At 62.6% G+C, this 14,992-nt stretch carries 16 protein-coding genes and 2 tRNA genes; 16 read left to right on the top strand and 2 right to left on the bottom strand.

Going from position 1 to position 14,992, the window contains the following annotated elements; translation table 11 throughout:
* Positions 1 to 118: 118 nt before the first annotated feature.
* The 15 genes from ACCAA_RS05840 to fghA all read left to right on the top strand — a co-directional run bounded on the left by ACCAA_RS05840 (position 119) and on the right by fghA (position 11,076).
* Positions 119 to 754, top strand: coding sequence for a DUF47 domain-containing protein (locus ACCAA_RS05840; RefSeq protein ID WP_186406281.1), 636 nt, complete (start codon positions 119 to 121; stop codon positions 752 to 754).
* 204 nt (positions 755 to 958) lie between these two features.
* Positions 959 to 1,642, top strand: coding sequence for a TIGR00153 family protein (locus ACCAA_RS05835; RefSeq protein WP_186406280.1), 684 nt, complete (start codon positions 959 to 961; stop codon positions 1,640 to 1,642).
* Positions 1,643 to 1,743: 101 nt separating this feature from the next.
* Positions 1,744 to 3,006: an inorganic phosphate transporter gene (locus ACCAA_RS05830; protein WP_186406279.1), complete on the top strand. Its 1,263-nt coding sequence runs from the start codon at positions 1,744 to 1,746 to the stop codon at positions 3,004 to 3,006.
* Positions 3,007 to 3,077: 71 nt separating this feature from the next.
* Complete coding sequence (locus ACCAA_RS05825) at positions 3,078 to 3,692, top strand: serine/threonine protein phosphatase (RefSeq protein WP_186406278.1); 615 nt, start codon at positions 3,078 to 3,080, stop codon at positions 3,690 to 3,692.
* Entirely contained in the window at positions 3,689 to 5,134 is a 1,446-nt protein-coding gene (locus ACCAA_RS05820) for a metallophosphoesterase (RefSeq protein ID WP_186406277.1), read from the top strand. Before ACCAA_RS05825 ends, ACCAA_RS05820 begins: the two co-directional genes overlap by 4 nt.
* 41 nt (positions 5,135 to 5,175) lie before the next feature.
* A complete protein-coding gene (locus ACCAA_RS05815) occupies positions 5,176 to 5,373 on the top strand; it encodes a SlyX family protein (protein ID WP_186406276.1) in 198 nt (65 codons plus the stop codon).
* Between the two features lie 86 nt (positions 5,374 to 5,459).
* On the top strand, positions 5,460 to 5,798 hold the full coding sequence (locus ACCAA_RS05810) for a Na+/H+ antiporter NhaA (RefSeq protein WP_342674031.1): 339 nt from the start codon (positions 5,460 to 5,462) through the stop codon (positions 5,796 to 5,798).
* A gap of 33 nt (positions 5,799 to 5,831) precedes the next feature.
* Positions 5,832 to 6,938 (top strand): mechanosensitive ion channel family protein, encoded by a 1,107-nt coding sequence (locus ACCAA_RS05805; protein WP_245754462.1) that lies wholly within the window; start codon positions 5,832 to 5,834, stop codon positions 6,936 to 6,938.
* Positions 6,935 to 7,099: a hypothetical protein gene (locus ACCAA_RS05800; RefSeq protein WP_186406274.1), complete on the top strand. Its 165-nt coding sequence runs from the start codon at positions 6,935 to 6,937 to the stop codon at positions 7,097 to 7,099. The genes ACCAA_RS05805 and ACCAA_RS05800 overlap by 4 nt, the downstream gene beginning before the upstream one ends.
* A gap of 674 nt (positions 7,100 to 7,773) precedes the next feature.
* Positions 7,774 to 7,849: transfer RNA gene (locus ACCAA_RS05795), tRNA-Gly, on the top strand.
* 277 nt (positions 7,850 to 8,126) lie between these two features.
* Positions 8,127 to 8,390, top strand: coding sequence for a CCDC90 family protein (locus tag ACCAA_RS05790; protein WP_245754461.1), 264 nt, complete (start codon positions 8,127 to 8,129; stop codon positions 8,388 to 8,390).
* A 12-nt stretch (positions 8,391 to 8,402) separates the two neighbouring features.
* Positions 8,403 to 8,489: transfer RNA gene (locus ACCAA_RS05785), tRNA-Leu, on the top strand.
* A 33-nt stretch (positions 8,490 to 8,522) separates the two neighbouring features.
* On the top strand, positions 8,523 to 8,984 hold the full coding sequence (locus tag ACCAA_RS05780; protein WP_186406272.1) for a DUF1178 family protein: 462 nt from the start codon (positions 8,523 to 8,525) through the stop codon (positions 8,982 to 8,984).
* Between the two features lie 115 nt (positions 8,985 to 9,099).
* Positions 9,100 to 10,212 carry an S-(hydroxymethyl)glutathione dehydrogenase/class III alcohol dehydrogenase gene (locus ACCAA_RS05775; protein ID WP_186406271.1) on the top strand — a complete coding sequence of 371 codons (1,113 nt, stop codon included), beginning with the start codon at positions 9,100 to 9,102 and terminating at the stop codon, positions 10,210 to 10,212.
* Between the two features lie 6 nt (positions 10,213 to 10,218).
* Entirely contained in the window at positions 10,219 to 11,076 is an 858-nt protein-coding gene (gene fghA, locus ACCAA_RS05770; RefSeq protein ID WP_186406270.1) for an S-formylglutathione hydrolase, read from the top strand.
* A 10-nt stretch (positions 11,077 to 11,086) separates the two neighbouring features.
* On the opposite strand, the gene ACCAA_RS05765 is transcribed toward fghA, so the two are convergent.
* On the bottom strand, positions 11,087 to 13,006 hold the full coding sequence (locus ACCAA_RS05765) for a GGDEF domain-containing response regulator (protein ID WP_186406269.1): 1,920 nt from the start codon (positions 13,004 to 13,006) through the stop codon (positions 11,087 to 11,089).
* 48 nt (positions 13,007 to 13,054) lie between these two features.
* Positions 13,055 to 13,549 carry a hypothetical protein gene (locus ACCAA_RS05760; protein WP_245754468.1) on the bottom strand — a complete coding sequence of 165 codons (495 nt, stop codon included), beginning with the start codon at positions 13,547 to 13,549 and terminating at the stop codon, positions 13,055 to 13,057.
* Between the two features lie 268 nt (positions 13,550 to 13,817).
* Here ACCAA_RS05760 and ACCAA_RS05755 point away from each other — a divergent pair, with 268 nt between their 5' ends.
* Entirely contained in the window at positions 13,818 to 14,987 is a 1,170-nt protein-coding gene (locus ACCAA_RS05755; RefSeq protein ID WP_186406414.1) for a cytochrome D1 domain-containing protein, read from the top strand.
* The last annotated feature ends 5 nt before the right edge of the window (positions 14,988 to 14,992 follow it).

Genomic DNA, 14,992 nt, shown 5'->3' with positions numbered 1-14,992 from the left:
GAGCGTTTCATTCGCCTGAGTGACTCCCCTGCGACGGGGAGTCACTCAGCTCGCTCAGTACAGGCCATCGGAACCGGTCAATAGTCGTCACCACAGTCAATCAAGGGAGGTTTTTCATATGTTACCGAAGCGAGCCGAGTTTTTCGAGCTTCTCGCGGCGCACAGCGAGCGCGTTCTGGCCGGCGCCAATGCCATGCTGCGTCTGATCACCAGTCTGGGGGTCAGCAAGGAAGACGTTGCTGCCCTGGTCGAGGAAATCAACATGAACGAGGCCAGTGCAGACCAGATCAAGGCGGATTTGCTGACCATGCTGCACAAATCCTTCGTCACGCCGCTCAACCGTGACCAGGTCTATAAACTGACGCTGGACATCGACAACGTGATGAATGCGGTGCAGGATGTCGCGCAGGCGGCCAGTATCTACAACATCACCGAGGCCAGCAGTCAGTCGCGCGAGTTGGCGGCGATGACTGTCGACGCGTGCGCGCGCCTGACGCGAGCGATTGCTTCGCTGAAAGAGCGGGCGCGCAGCCAGGAGACGGTCGACCTGTGCGTTGAAATCGAGCGCATCGAAGAGAAATCGGTCGCGGTCATCTATCAGGCGATCAAGGGCTTGTTTGATCGTGAGGGAGACGATGTCGCCGCCTTGCGGGCGATGCGCATGCGACAGTTCTACTCGCTGCAGGAAAAGGTTCTGCGGGCGAGCAAGAAATCGGCCCAAACGCTCGAAGAGATCCTGCTGCAGAACTCCTGATCGCCTGGAGCGCTCGCTTTGCATCCCTGGACGCCCCGGCAACGGGGCGTTTCTTTTGCTGAACTTCGGCATACAATTCGCGCCGGGAGCCAAGACCGGGTTATCGACTGCCGCGGCAAGCGCTTGTCGGTGGCGTCTCCGGGCGTGACGATTCGCCCTCCCACGCCGGCAGCACATCTTCAGTTGCGTTAGCGGAGGAACACGATGGTATCGACCAACCCGATTGCGGCCCTGTTTGGCAAATCGCCATTCAAGCCCCTGCAACAGCACATGCGCATCGTGATGGAATGCGTGGCGGAAGTGCCGGCCTTGTTCCAGGCGCTGATCGACGACGATCAGGACCGACTTGAGGAGCAAAAGAACCGGATCTTCATCAAGGAAGGCGAGGCTGACGCGGTGCGCGCGGATATGTGCGACCATCTGCCGCGCAGTCTGCTCCTGGCGGTAGATCGGCAGGACCTGCTGGCCTTGCTGGCCATGCAGGATGCCATTGCCGACACCGCCCAGGATATCGCCGGCCTGCTCGTCGAGCGCAGGATGGAGGTTCCGGCAGGAATGGCCGAACCACTGATGCGATTGGTGAGCCGATGCGTCGACGCCTGCGGACTGGCGCAGCAGATCATCGAGGAACTAGACGACCTGCTGGAGAGCGGTTTCCGTGGCCGCGGGGCGCAGGGGGTACAGGCGATGGTCGTCGAACTGGGGCGCATGGAAAGTGATACTGACGTCATGGGGATGCATCTTGCCAGGGTACTTTTCGCCGAGGAAGACAAGCACAAGCCGGTTTCGGTGATGTTCTGGTACCAGTTGATTCAGTGGGTCGGCGCGTTGGCCGACTACGCCGAGAAGGTGGGCGAAACCCTGCGTCTGCTGATCGCCCGCCGCTAAGCAGGAACCGAGAGAGTGTGCCAGCCAGTTTGTCCGCCCGCTGCCTCTGGTCGTCGGCGCCACGCTCGCAGCCAGTGCTCTGTCCGTTTGCGGGTCGGCTCATGAAAATGATCGCCGAGCATCAAACCCTGTTTTACGTCCTGGCTTTGACTTTTGGCCTCTACATGACCTGGGGGATCGGCGCCAACGACGTGGCCAACGCCATGGGCACCACGGTCGGTTCCGGCGCCATCACGGTCAGGCAGGCGGTTGTCCTGGCCGCGGTCATGGAATTCCTCGGCGCCTATCTGGCCGGCGGCGGCGTCGCCGATACGATCTCGCATGGCCTCATCGACGGCGAGCTTTTTGCGCCGGTGCCGCATCTACTGTTGCTCGGAATGCTCTCCGCGCTGCTCGCCGCCGGCATCTGGCTAATGGTCGCCACGCTGCGTGGCTGGCCGGTGTCCGCGACGCATACGATCGTCGGCGCCGTCTGCGGGGTCGGCGTCGCGGCGCACGGCGTCGACGCCGTGCAATGGTACATGATGGGCGAAATCGTCGCCAGTTGGTTCGTCTCGCCGGTGCTCGGTGGCAGTGTCTCGCTGTTGTTGACCATGAGCATTCGCAGGCTGATCTTCAACACCGGCGATCCTGTCGGCCAGGCGCGCAAGTGGGGGCCGCTGTATGCCTTCCTGGTCGGCTGGATCGTTTCGCTGATCGCCATCAGCCAGGGTCTCAAGCACGTCGATATCAATCTCGGCAAGCTCGATGGTCAGTTCCTCGCCGTCGCGATCGGCGTTGTCCTGGCCGTCAGCGCCAGGCTGATGATGAACCGTGTCGGGAACGACGAGGGGGCCGACCGAGCCTTCCAGTACGCCACCGTCGAGCGCTTGTTCGTCCCGCAGATGGTGTTCACCGGCGCGGCGATGGCCTTCGCCCACGGCTCCAACGATGTCGCCAATGGCATCGGCCCGATGGCTGCGGCCATTCAGATCATCGAGACCAAGGCGGTGTCGGCCACCTCGCCGGTAACGCCGTTCCTGTTGTTCATCGGGGGTCTGGGCATCGTCGCCGGGGTGACCACCTATGGCTACCGGGTGATGGCCACGCTGGGTTACAAGATTACTCAATTGACGCCAACCCGAGCTTACTGCGCGACCATCGCCGCTTCGTTGGTGACCGTCGCGGCTTCCGGTCTGGGATTGCCGGTGTCGACCACCCACATTGCGGTCGGTGCCGTGATCGGCGTCGGAATCGCGCGCGGCATCGGTGCCCTGGACCTGAGGGTCATCAGCGGCATCGTGGTTTCCTGGTTCATCACCGTTCCGGTCGGGGCGCTAGTGGCGGCCGGCACCTTCCAAATCCTGAGAGCGATTCTTTCCTGAAATGGCCGCGCTCAGTCCAGCCGCCTGCTCCATGCCGGCCATTGCACCAGCGATGGATTGAGCGTCGAACCGTGCCGGATCTGCCCACCCAGCCCGTCGAGTCGCTGCAGCACTTCAAAGGGATCGGTTTCCCCAGCGACGTGCGCTATCGCCAGCTCCTGGTGACCGGTCCCCCCGGCGCCGGCAAAAGCACCCTTATCATGCGTCTCGGTGGCTGGTCGGAAGAGGGTTACCTGGACCTGGGCCAGAAACATTGGTGGCGATCCGAGATTCTGTCGGTGCGGCCGCGGGAGATCCATCTCGGCATGCCGTTTCTAGGCCTGGAGAACGCGGTATCGGTTTTTGATGCCGAGTTCCTCGATTGCGACCCCTTGCCGCCGGTCGATTTCTCGCGCCTGGTTTTGCCGCCGCGCAAACGCAGTTTCCTGTCCGTCGATTGGTATCGCCGTTATACGTTCGAATTTCTGCTGCCGCCACCGGAAGTAGTCTTCGAGCGCCGCGCGGACCGGGCGCAGCAGAGTACCCACCCGGTAGATGCGCAGCTCAGCCTCGACATCTGCACTGCGCAGCTCGAAGTCTTCCGTCGCGTGGCCGAGCATCTGCACCAGAAGGGCTTCACGGTCTATCTCCGTGAGGGAATGGATCTCTGTCCGCGACGCTTCCTCGATCCGCCATCACAGCCGTGAAAAGGACCGCCACGCGACGACTGTTCAGTATTTCGAGCCTTCTCGCCTGGCTGAAAGCACTTTCTGCCCGGCTGGGCTTCGGCTGGGGTCACAACCTCAAGCTGGGCGATGCCTATCGGCTCGGCAGCACCAAGGTACGGGTTCCGCTCGACGGTATTCCGATCGAAATCACCCTCGGTCTGAACGACAGGCGGCTTCATCTCTACCCGGAAACCCGTCTGAACTCGCGCGGCGAGCCGACCAGTGTCGGCAGCTTCATCATCGTCGATCCGCGCACCCATCTGCGCCGGATCAGCGGCTTCCTGCGCCTGACCCCAAAGAGTTGGCTGGCCCTGGGGTCGGCGGATGCTGTCCAGCAAGCGCTCTTTGATTATCCGTCGGCGATTGACGAGCAGCACCTGGTCGTGATCTACGGCCGCGACGCGCTGGTATTTCGCAACCTGAGCGACGCCGGCACCGCCATCGCGCCGGTACGCGACGAAGTCAAGTCGATTCGGGTGAACAAGCTTCGGCTGCTGCGCGAGATCTTCGGCGGCCCGATTCAGTTACTGCCGAGAGACGAGGCTTTGCCGCTCATTGCGCAGGTCAACGAAGTATTGCGTCAGGAAGTTCATCGCCCCAGGGACGATCGCGGACTACCCGGCGGAGTGCTGGCCCTGCCCCAGGAGCTGACGCCTATCGTGGTCGCCGACCTGCATGCCCAGGTCGACAATTTGTTGACCGTGCTCAGCCAGAATGCCTTCCTCGATGCGCTGGAGGCAGGCAGTGCAGCCCTGGTCATCCTCGGTGACGCGGTGCATTGCGAGGTCGACGGGCAACTCAGGGAAATGGAAGGCTCGATGTTGCTGATGGATCTCATTTTCCGCCTCAAGCTGCATTTTCCGGAGCAGGTGTTCTATGTGCGCGGCAACCACGATTCGTTCTCCGAGAATATTGCCAAGGACGGGATTCCGCAGGGCCTCCTATGGGCAAAGGAACTGAGTGAGCGACGGGGAACGGTCTATCTGAAAGCCATGGCCGAGTTTTACGGGCTCTTGCCCTATGTGGTCGTGTCGTCCGACTTCGTCGCCTGTCATGCTGCGGCGCCGAAGTCCAAAGTCAGCCTGGAGATGCTGGTGCAGATCCATCGTTACCCGGCGCTGATCTCCGAGTTGATCAACAATCGCCTGTATCGGCAGAACCGGCCGCAGGGCTATAACCGGCGTGATGTCAAGCGCTTTCGCCGCGCGCTGCAGGTTGCAGCGGATACGCCGTTCATCGTGGGCCATACGCCGATCGACCGCGAGGGAACTCTTTGGCTCGATGTGGACGGGATTGCCAATCACCACGTGCTGTTCAGCGCCCATCCCGAGCAGGTCGGCGTCTTCACCCGCGTTGACCACACCATGATTCCGCTGAGCTACCCGGTGGACGCCTTGACGTCGATCATCAACGCCCTGTAACCCCGTCAACCGCAAAGCCAATCGAATCCAGGGAGTCACTGATGGAAGAACGCCTCACGGAACTCGAAACCAGGATCAGCCTTACCGAGGATCTGGTCGACGAACTCAATCTCGCGGTCTACCGGCAACAGCAGCAGATCGAACTGCTGCAGCAGCAACTGCGCCATCTTTACCAGCAACTGCAGGAGGGGCCGGTCGTTGCCGAAAACCCGCGCGAGCAGATTCCGCCGCATTACTGAGCGCGGTCCCCCGCCGCTGTACAGGGGCGGGTGGAGGAGCGCGGCGGCTTGTTCTCGACCTTGTCGTCAAGGTAAAGTGGACCCACTTGGCGGCGGCGAGCGGAATGTGCCGTTTGCCATCCGAGTTGAAGTGGTCGCATCTGGTTGGCGCGGGGATTTTTGGCGGCATCGGCTTTACGATATCGATCTTCATCACCAATCTCGCTTTTCCAGCTAGTCCGGAGACCATAAACGCCTCGAAGATGACAATTTTATTGGCTTCCCTGGCAGCCGGCGTATTTGGCTTTGTCTGGCTGAGATTTTTTGGCAAGTATGGAGAACGTACTGGCGGCGAGAGGCGCATTCAGACTAGATTTTCCGGGGTCGGCGACCGCGGCGACATTCCGGCGCTCCGTGCCTGGCACCGCTGCCGGACCGAGCTTTAGCGTGGCGCGTTCTCTATGAAACTGGAGGAGGCGATGAACTGGCTTGAATTTTCGCTGGCGAATAGCCGGCCATGGCTGGAACTGGGGCTGCAGTGCTCGCTGGCGATCCTGATCGGCTTGCTCGTCCATGCCCTGCTGCATCGGATAGCATGCCGCGTTTCCAGCGGTTTCGTCGTCGCCGGCAGCCTGGTTACCTACGGCCGGCGTCCCGTGCAACTGCTTCTGCCATTGCTCCTGGTCCAGATCGCGGCAGGCGATGCACCGGATTCCCTGTTCCTGATCAATCCGCTGCGCCATCTTCTGAGCATCGCCCTGATCGCCGTTCTGACCTTTCTTTGCATCCGCCTTGTCAAGGGCATGGCCGAGGCGGTGATCAGCCTGCATCCGGCCGATATCGCCGACAACCTGCGGGCGCGCAGCGTGCACACCCAGGCGAGGGTGCTATCACGCACCGTGATGAGCCTTGTCGGGCTGGTTGGCGTAGCTTCGATTCTGATGACCTTCCCCGGCGTGCGCCAGATCGGCGCCAGCCTTCTCGCCTCGGCCGGCGTCGCCGGGCTGGTTGCGGGCATCGCTGCCCGACCGGTGCTGGGGAACCTGATTGCCGGGCTGCAGATCGCTCTCACGCAACCGATCCGCATCGACGACGTACTGATCGTCGAAGGAGAGTGGGGCAAGGTCGAGGAGATCACAGGAAGCTACGTCGTGGTGCGCATCTGGGACGAGCGCCGGCTGATCGTGCCGCTGGAATGGTTCATCCAGCATCCGTTCCAGAACTGGACACGATCGACCTCACAACTTATCGGCACGGTGCTTTTGTGGGTGGACTACGCCATGCCGCTCGAACCCTTGCGGCAGGAGCTGGAGCGCGTCTGCCGCGCCGCACCGGAATGGGATGGCCGCGTGTGCCTGTTGCAGGTCACCGAAACGACCGAGCGCGCGATGCAGGTTCGCGCGCTGGTTAGCGCCCGTGATGCGTCCAATGCCTGGGATCTGCGCTGTCGGGTGCGTGAGGCATTGGTCGTGTTCGTGCAGGAGGGATACGCGAGCTATCTGCCGCGGCTGCGTGCTTCGTTCGATCGCATTACGGATGATGCGCCCCTATCACCGTCGCACGCGCCTTGCGGCACAGTGGAATGAGCAATGCGACGCGCTCTTCGGCCATCCTCGTCGCCGATATCGGCGGCACCTTCGCGCGCTTCGGTCTGGCGCAAGGGGGTCGATTGTTCACCAATGTCCTGACCCTGGCGCGCAGCAGCGCCGGCGATCTGCCGGGACTGTGCGCGCATGACCAATGTTAACCACGTTTATCTGCCGCGATACGCCTGCGCTTGGACCGAACGTCCTCGGGGCGGCAGATAAACGCTATTCGTTCGGCACTGCCTTGCCGGCGACCTTGGCATTGCGTACCGCGGATGGACCACTCCGGACTGGGGGCGACGCTTCTCGGTAGGTGGCCGAAACGATGATCAAGGCCTGCTGCAGCCCTTCGCCATGGGAACGGAGGCCAGTCGGTTGCGATGCCACCGGGTCACCAGACGCATGACCTGAGCCCGGCTGTAGCTGCAGGTACCTGTGCAGCACGCCCCGCTCCCGTTTGCTCCGCCCAGGGTAATCAAAGCGTGTGAGTACGCGACTGATGTGCCCATCCGCTCACTGTCGTCGCCCGTCGCCGAGAACTCGATTGACGCGCTGGCGCTGAGAAATTGTTCGATCTGCTCGATCGCACACAGCCGTGTTTCGTTCATGTTGATCACCATCCTTGCGATGATCAACCCACACTTCAGTTCACCCTCAATTTCTTTCCCTCAGGCTCATTCCTGGGTGGAAATACGCGCCTCGTTCAGGCTCATACCACATTGGAAAAGGCTTGCGCTTGACAGCCTGCCTCGGCATACGGATAATTCGCTGCGCTGGCTTGCGCACGGTCGTTTCGGTCGTTGAAATCGGGCCAGCGTGGTCAGCAGGATTGATTGCGGGAGTAGCTCAGTTGGTAGAGCGATACCTTGCCAAGGTATAGGTCGAGAGTTCGAGACTCTTCTCCCGCTCCAGATATCGAAGGGAAAGTGTGAAGCCGCACTTTCCCTTTTTTTCATTCCGGGCTGGCATGGTTGCCGGGAGTGCCGGGATGGTGAAACAGACGGGCACAAGAGGCTCAATGTACAGCTTGTGAATCGTCAGTTGCCGCCCCTTGTGCCGTTTCTGTGCCGTACTGACAGCGACAAGTGTGTTGCCGGCATTGACCTCACCCCTTGCATAGTGGCTCAGCCCTGCGCGCGACAGGTCCCCGGTTGCTGGCAGGCTGTCAAGTGGGTTACGATGCGGGCGATGAGTACAGTAACCTTCGACACGCTCAAATTTGCCAAACGGCTTGAAGCCGCTGGCGCCTCTGCGCAACTGGCTGAAGCGATGGCCGAGGCGCAACGGGAAGCCTTTTCCGAGGCTTTGCAAGGCCAGTTGGCCACCAAAACGGACATTTCCGACGTGAAAGCATCGGTCGCCGAAGTCAGGGCTGAACTGGTGTTGATCCGCTGGATTCTGGGCACCGTGCTGGCCGTGGCCCTGGCCAACTTCGCCAAGCAGTTCTTCTGATATTGGCAATACGCCCGGATGGTGAAACAGGTAGACACAAGAGACTTAAAATCTCTCGGCCTTGCGGCTGTGCCGGTTCGATCCCGGCTCCGGGTACCATCCTTCACTGCAGGTTTACAGCCTTGATCCCCAATGATCATTTTTGACCTTGCCTGCCCGCACGACCATCGCTTCGAAGGCTGGTTCCAGTCTCGCGAGGACTTTGATGGCCAACTCGCGCGCGGCCTGACCGCCTGCCCGCAGTGCGGCTCGAGGGCGATTCGTCGCGTGCCGTCGGCGGTCCATCTCGCCAGGCCAGCACCGTTGCCGCCAACCGCATTGCCGCCAGCGCAGCCAGAGGAATCGCTCGCCGGCGACAAGCGTGCTGGCGCTCGCGCTGCCTATCGGCAGTTGACCGAATTAGCCGAAGTTCTGCTGGCCAACTGCGAGGATGTAGGTACCCACTTTGCCGAAGAGGCGAGAAGGATTCACTATCTGGAGGCGCGCCGGCGCTCGATTCGCGGTCAGGCCAGTGCCGAGGAGTACGAGTCGCTCTGTGAGGAGGGGATCGAAGTGCTTCGCCTGCCGCGCCTGAAGCGCGGCGATCTGCACTAGTGCCCCGTCCGGTTGGTGTTGCCGGGAGGAGGCGCTCATCGCTGGTGAGTTGCTGCTGTTCGCGACGGCACGCAGCCGCCATCTGCCCTGTGGACCCACCTGAGGAGAGTCACTGATGATCAAAGCACGCGCCGCTGTTGCCTGGGCTGCCGGGCAAGCGCTGGAAATCACCGAAGTCGACGTCGAGGCGCCACGATACGGCGAGGCGCTGGTTCGCATCGTGGCCACGGGAGTGTGCCATACCGACGCCTTCACACTTTCGGGTGCCGATCCGGAGGGTGTCTTCCCCAGCATTCTGGGTCACGAGGGTGGCGGCATCGTCGAGGCCATAGGCCCGGGGGTGACTTCGGTCGCTGTCGGCGATCACGTGATCCCGCTGTACACTCCCGAGTGCGGACGCTGCAAGTTCTGCCAGTCAGGCAAGACGAATCTCTGTCAGGCGATTCGCGCCACCCAGGGCAAGGGCTTGATGCCCGATGGCAGCAGTCGCTTCTCCCGGAACGGCAAGCCGATCTTTCATTATATGGGTACCTCGACCTTTTCCGAGTACACCGTGTTGCCCGAAATCTCGCTGGCCAGAATTGCCAGCGATGCGCCGCTGGAGAAAGTCTGTCTGCTCGGCTGCGGCGTGACCACCGGCATTGGCGCGGTGATCAATACCGCCAAGGTCGAGCCGGGCGCGACGGTGGCCGTCTTCGGGCTCGGTGGCATCGGCCTGGCGGTGGTCATCGGCGCGGTGATGGCCAAGGCGTCGCGGATCATTGCGCTCGACACCAATCCGGCCAAATTCGCCATCGCCAGGCAACTCGGCGCCACCGATTGCGTCAACCCGGCTGATCATGACCGGCCGATCCAGGAAGTGATCGTCGACCTGACCGATGGCGGCGTCGACTATTCGTTCGAATGCATCGGCAAGGTCGAGGTGATGCGCTCGGCGCTCGAGTGCTGCCACAAGGGCTGGGGTGAATCGGTGATCATCGGTGTCGCCGGCGCCGGTGAAGAGATCTCGACCCGCCCCTTCCAGTTGGTGACTGGCCGCGTCTGGCGCGGTTCGGCATTCGGCGGCGTGCGTGGCCGCTCGGAATTGCCGGGCTACGTCGAACGCGCCCAGCGCGGCGAGATTCCTCTCGACACCTTCATCACCCACACCATGGGTCTGGAGGATATCAACCATGCCTTCGAGCTGATGCATGCCGGCGCGAGCATTCGCTCGGTGATCCGCTTCTGAGGGGCGATGAACTTGGTTCCCGGCACGCTTGAGGAGGTCGCCGTCAACCGCTGTTTCGGCGGTTGGCACCGGCGTTACCGCCATCGTTCGGCGACGCTGCATTGCGACATGGTGTTTGCCGTCTATCTGCCGCCACAGGCGGCAAGCGGGACGGTGCCGGCGCTGTACTGGCTTTCCGGGTTGACCTGCAACGACGAGAACTTCATGCACAAAGCCGGCGCCATGCGCGTCGCGGCGGCACTGGGGATGGCCATTGTCGCGCCCGACACCAGTCCGCGCGGCGCCGCGGTGCCGGGCGACCCGGAGGGAGCCTGGGATTTCGGCCACGGTGCCGGCTTCTATGTGAACGCGACCAGGGCACCGTGGGCGGAGCACTATCGGATGCACGACTACGTGGTGTACGAATTGCCGGCTTTGATCGAGGCGAATCTGCCGATCGACGCGCGGCGGGGAATCAGTGGCCATTCAATGGGTGGTCACGGCGCTCTGGTCTGTGCCTTGCGCAATCCCGGTCGCTATCGCTCGCTGTCTGCACTGGCACCGATCAGCCACGCGCTGGCCAGTCCCTGGGGGCAGAAGGCTTTTGCGCGCTATCTCGGCGAGGATCGTGCCGCCTGGAAGGCATGGGACGCCTGTGAACTGATCGCCGGGGCCAGCGAACGTCTGCCTCTGCTGGTCGATCAGGGCGGAGCCGACGGTTTTCTGCTTGAGCAGTTGCAGCCGGAGACGCTACGCCAGGCCTGTGCCGCCGCCGGACATCCGCTCAAGCTGCGCCTGCAAGCGGGCTACGACCACAGCTATTTCTTCATCGCCAGCTTCATCGACGATCACCTGCACCATCACGCGGCAGCCTTGCTGACCTGAATCTACCCCCTCAGGTGGCGACAGTGACGCGGTTGCGGCCGCCGTTCTTGGCTTGGTAGAGCGCAGCGTCGGCCGCCTGGATGAGCGCCTGGCTGGTCGTTTCAGCGCTCTTGAGTGTGGCCAGGCCGATGCTCACGGTAAGGGGGATCGACCGACTCTGCCAGAGGAAGTCGTATTTCTCAACCAAAGCGCGGATGCGCTCGGCGATCTGCAGCGCGGTGTGGATATTGGCTTTGGGCAGAACGGCGGCGAACTCCTCGCCGCCATAGCGAAAGACCAGGTCTTCGGCGCGTGAGGCGCGTTTGAGGAGGTCTGCGAGCTGCTGCAGGACGGCATCGCCGGCAGCATGGCCGTAAGTGTCGTTGATCCGCTTGAAGTGGTCTATATCGAGCAGCAGGCAGGCCATCGGCAAGGCGTTGCCCTGGGCAAATGTCCATTCGGAGGCGAGGAAATCGAGCCCGTGGCGACGGTTGGGGAGTTGTGTCAGGGTGTCCGTGAGCGCATCGCGCAGCAGGCGCTTGTGGGCCACGGCAAACTCGTCTGTCGAGCGCATGATGCCGCGGCGCTCGCGCTGGATTTCTTCGCGCAGGAGCAGCATGCGGGTCGCGGTATTGAGGCGCACCCGTAAGGTCTGGATGGTCAGTGGTTTGACCAGAACATCATCCGCCCCGGAATCGATGGCCTCGAGAACGTGGCCTTCGCTGTCCGGCGAAGCCAGCAGGAGGGCGTAAGTCTCCTTGCCCGCGGCCGTCTGGCGAAGGATACGGCAGAACAGGGCCGGTTTCAGCCCCGGCATCGTCAGGTCGGCGATGATGATCTGCGCCGGCTGGCGCAGGGCCTGTTTGATGGCTTCGGCAGTCGTCTCGACCACCACGGGCAGATGACCCAGACTTTCGATCTGCTGCCGGAGGGCGGGAAGTTCGGCCGACGGGATGCCGAACAACTGGATCTGCAGGCGAGGGGAAGCGACGGTTCCGTTCTCTTCGCATGGGCTGGTGCTGACGCGTCGGCTAGGTGGGCTGGCGGCAAGGACCTCGGCAAAAGGGGGCATCTCCGGGGTGCGCACCTGGAGCATGGATCCCCACTCACGCCAGCGGCGCACGATCCGGTCGACCATGTCGTTCAAGGCATCACCGCTGATTCCCAGGCGTGCCGCTCGGGTCAGGAGACCGGGCAGGAGGCTCCAGCGCGACTCCTCGGTGGCCATGCAAATCGCGGCCAGCGAACGGGCGAAATTGAGCGACTGGGTCAGCGTCTGGACGCGTGAGCCATCCGGAAAGCCGGCCACGTCAGGCTCTTCGTGAAAATACGCGGCCTGGATCAGCATGTCGGGCAGCCCCCATTCGGCGAGCATCGTGGCGCCGAGTTGATGGTGGTCCATGGCGAAGCATTCGCGTTCGAGCGTCTCCAGGTCGTACCGCCCGGTCCGCACCTTGAGCAGCACCGCTGCGTATTCGTCGGGGTACAGCGAGGCCATGGCCAGCTCGCCGACCCGCGCGAGCAGGCCGATGGTGAAGATTTCCTCGCTCGAAATCTGCGCGATACGGGCGAGCTCCTGACAAGCGATTCCGGTGGCCAGTGAATGTCCCCAGAAGGCGCCGTAATCAAACGCCAGGCACTGACCGCTGGTGTGGCTGTGCATCACCGAGAGACCGATCACCAGGTCACGCACCCGGAATGATCCGAGGGCGACGATCGCCCGGTGCAGCGAGACAATCGGCCGCGGACGGCCGAAGGCGGCGGCATTGGCGAACTTGAGCAGGCGCCCGGCGATCGCCGGGTCGGACTGGACCAGTTGCACCAGCTCGGCGACCCTGAAATCATCGCGCTGCAGGAGCTTGATGATCGAGAAGGCAACCCCCTTGGGCGACGGCAGCTTGCCCGTCGCCTTCATCGAGTCGTAACGGTCGGGAGCGACAAAGCTGATCAAGTAAGTCTCGAGTCGCACATTTGTCGGCGATTATGCTACAAAAGCACGTCAGTCAGGCCGTCGATCAGTGGCGGATCGGTCGCCGGTCACCAAGCGGAAAGGCAGCGCGAGAACGGTTTTGCCGGTATCGACGATCACCGTGATGTTCCAGACCATGTTGCCGGTAATGCACACCGGCAGGCTGGCCTGGCCGGTGAAGCGCTCGCCGCCGCCCGGCTGACGCTCCAGTTGCGGTCGGTTGTAGCCCATCTGCATCTCGGCACCGGCGAGATCAACGGCCACCCCGCGCACTTCCACGCCGCTGAAGGTCGCCTGCAACTGGAGTTGCTTGAGCGTGGGGATTGGCCGCGGTTCGATCGAGAATTCGACCTGGCCCCCATCGGGCAGCGTCGTTGCGCAGGCCTGCCGGCCGAGGTTGCAGGTCGACAGCGGCAGGGTAAGGTCGGTCTTCGCGTCGAGCAGCGGCGCCAGCTTGTAGCCGATGACGCCGAGTATGGCGAGTCCAAGCAGGATGGCTGCGTCGAGCAGCAGGGTTTTGATCATCACGTCAGTGTGGTGGCGGCCGATGGCACGGAGAAGCTTGATTATCGCCCGGCTGCGCCATTTGCTGGGCAAGCTGTGCACCGACGCCTCGCCGGGTAAAAAAACGGGCCGCCAGTCGACCAAAAGACCTTCGGGCACGACACCAGCCGGCCCACGCTCCTGGCGCCAACTTTCTTCCCGCTTGCGAGACGGTGACCAGTGTGGTGATAATGACTGGTGCCGAGCTGGCACCGTTCCTGGTTTGTGTGCCAGCGGCGCCATTGGAGTGATGATCGTGACTAGATTGCTGGCCCTGCTGTGCATTGTCCTGCTCACTGGCTGTGCGGCGCCCGCTCTGCGCGGAACTGGCGACCTGGGTCTGGTCATCGAGCGCGCCAGCGGACAGGTGACCCTGGTCGACACCAGTCGGCGCGAACCCTATGCACGCATTGACGGCTTCGGTGACCTGTCGCATGCCTCGGTGGTCTATTCGCGGGATGGCCGCTACGCTTACGTTTTCGGTCGTGACGGCGGACTGACGAAAGTCGATCTACTCGAGGCGCGAATCGTCAGGCGCGTGCTGCAGTCAGGTAATGCCATAGGCGGTTCGATTTCGCAGGATGGCCGCATTGTCGTCGTCCAGAACTACACTCCGGGCGGCATCAAGGCCTTCGCTGCCGACACCCTTGAACTGCTGTCCGAAGTGCCGGCAGAATACGCGCCGGGGAGCTTTTCCAAGGTCGTCGGTCTGGCCGACCTGTCCGGCAACCGCTTCGCCTATGCGCTCTTCGATGGCGGCGAAATCTGGGTGACCGACTTTTCCGACCCCCGGCGGCCCCAGACGAAGCGCTATCCCGCCGGCCTGCAGCCCTATGACGGACTGGTGACGCCCGATGGGCGTTACTATCTGGCCGGGTTGTTTGGTGAGGATGGCGTCGCTTTGCTCGATACCTGGCAAGCGGAGCAGGGCACGCGCCGGATTCTCGCGAACTACGGGCGCGGTGAGGAGAAGCTGCCGGTCTTCAAGATGCCTCACCTGCGCGGCTGGTCGATGGCGCAGGGCAATGCCTATCTGCCGGCGGTTGGCCGGCACGAGGTGTTGGTCGTCTCGGCAAGCAACTGGCGGGAAGTTGGCCGGATCAAGGTCAAAGGCCAGCCGGTGTTCGTCATTGCACGGCCGGACGGACGCCAGGTGTGGGTCAATTATGCGTTTCCTGACAATGGATGGGTCGAGGTGATCGACACGCTGAGCGGGAAGGTGGTGCACACGCTCGCACCCGGGAAGGCCATCCTGCACATGGAGTTCACGCCGCGCGGCGAACAGGTCTGGATCTCCGCCCGTGACGACAACAAGGTGCTGATCTATGATACGGCCAGCTTCGCCAAGGTCGGCGAGTTCGCCGCGCAGGCGCCGAGCGGCATCTTCTTCACCAGCCGGGCCGGCCGGACGGGATTTTGACCGAG

The sequence above is a fragment of the Candidatus Accumulibacter aalborgensis genome, from assembly GCF_900089955.1.
Lineage (GTDB): Bacteria > Pseudomonadota > Gammaproteobacteria > Burkholderiales > Rhodocyclaceae > Accumulibacter > Accumulibacter aalborgensis.
The sequence above is the reverse complement of the archived record's forward strand: the minus strand, read 5'-3'. Positions and strand labels throughout refer to the sequence as shown.

What these genes read in the sequence shown, in the direction of transcription:
- ACCAA_RS05830 (WP_186406279.1), top strand. Translation starts at nt 1,744, where the DNA reads ATGAAAATGATCGCCGAGCATCAAACCCTGTTTTACGTCCTGGCTTTG.
- ACCAA_RS05815 (WP_186406276.1), top strand. Translation starts at nt 5,176, where the DNA reads ATGGAAGAACGCCTCACGGAACTCGAAACCAGGATCAGCCTTACCGAG.
- ACCAA_RS05760 (WP_245754468.1), bottom strand. Translation starts at nt 13,549, where the DNA reads ATGATCAAAACCCTGCTGCTCGACGCAGCCATCCTGCTTGGACTCGCC.
- ACCAA_RS05780 (WP_186406272.1), top strand. Translation starts at nt 8,523, where the DNA reads ATGATCATTTTTGACCTTGCCTGCCCGCACGACCATCGCTTCGAAGGC.
- ACCAA_RS05775 (WP_186406271.1), top strand. Translation starts at nt 9,100, where the DNA reads ATGATCAAAGCACGCGCCGCTGTTGCCTGGGCTGCCGGGCAAGCGCTG.
- ACCAA_RS05840 (WP_186406281.1), top strand. Translation starts at nt 119, where the DNA reads ATGTTACCGAAGCGAGCCGAGTTTTTCGAGCTTCTCGCGGCGCACAGC.
- ACCAA_RS05800 (WP_186406274.1), top strand. Translation starts at nt 6,935, where the DNA reads ATGAGCAATGCGACGCGCTCTTCGGCCATCCTCGTCGCCGATATCGGC.
- ACCAA_RS05805 (WP_245754462.1), top strand. Translation starts at nt 5,832, where the DNA reads ATGAACTGGCTTGAATTTTCGCTGGCGAATAGCCGGCCATGGCTGGAA.
- ACCAA_RS05790 (WP_245754461.1), top strand. Translation starts at nt 8,127, where the DNA reads ATGAGTACAGTAACCTTCGACACGCTCAAATTTGCCAAACGGCTTGAA.
- ACCAA_RS05835 (WP_186406280.1), top strand. Translation starts at nt 959, where the DNA reads ATGGTATCGACCAACCCGATTGCGGCCCTGTTTGGCAAATCGCCATTC.
- fghA (WP_186406270.1), top strand. Translation starts at nt 10,219, where the DNA reads ATGAACTTGGTTCCCGGCACGCTTGAGGAGGTCGCCGTCAACCGCTGT.
- ACCAA_RS05755 (WP_186406414.1), top strand. Translation starts at nt 13,818, where the DNA reads ATGATCGTGACTAGATTGCTGGCCCTGCTGTGCATTGTCCTGCTCACT.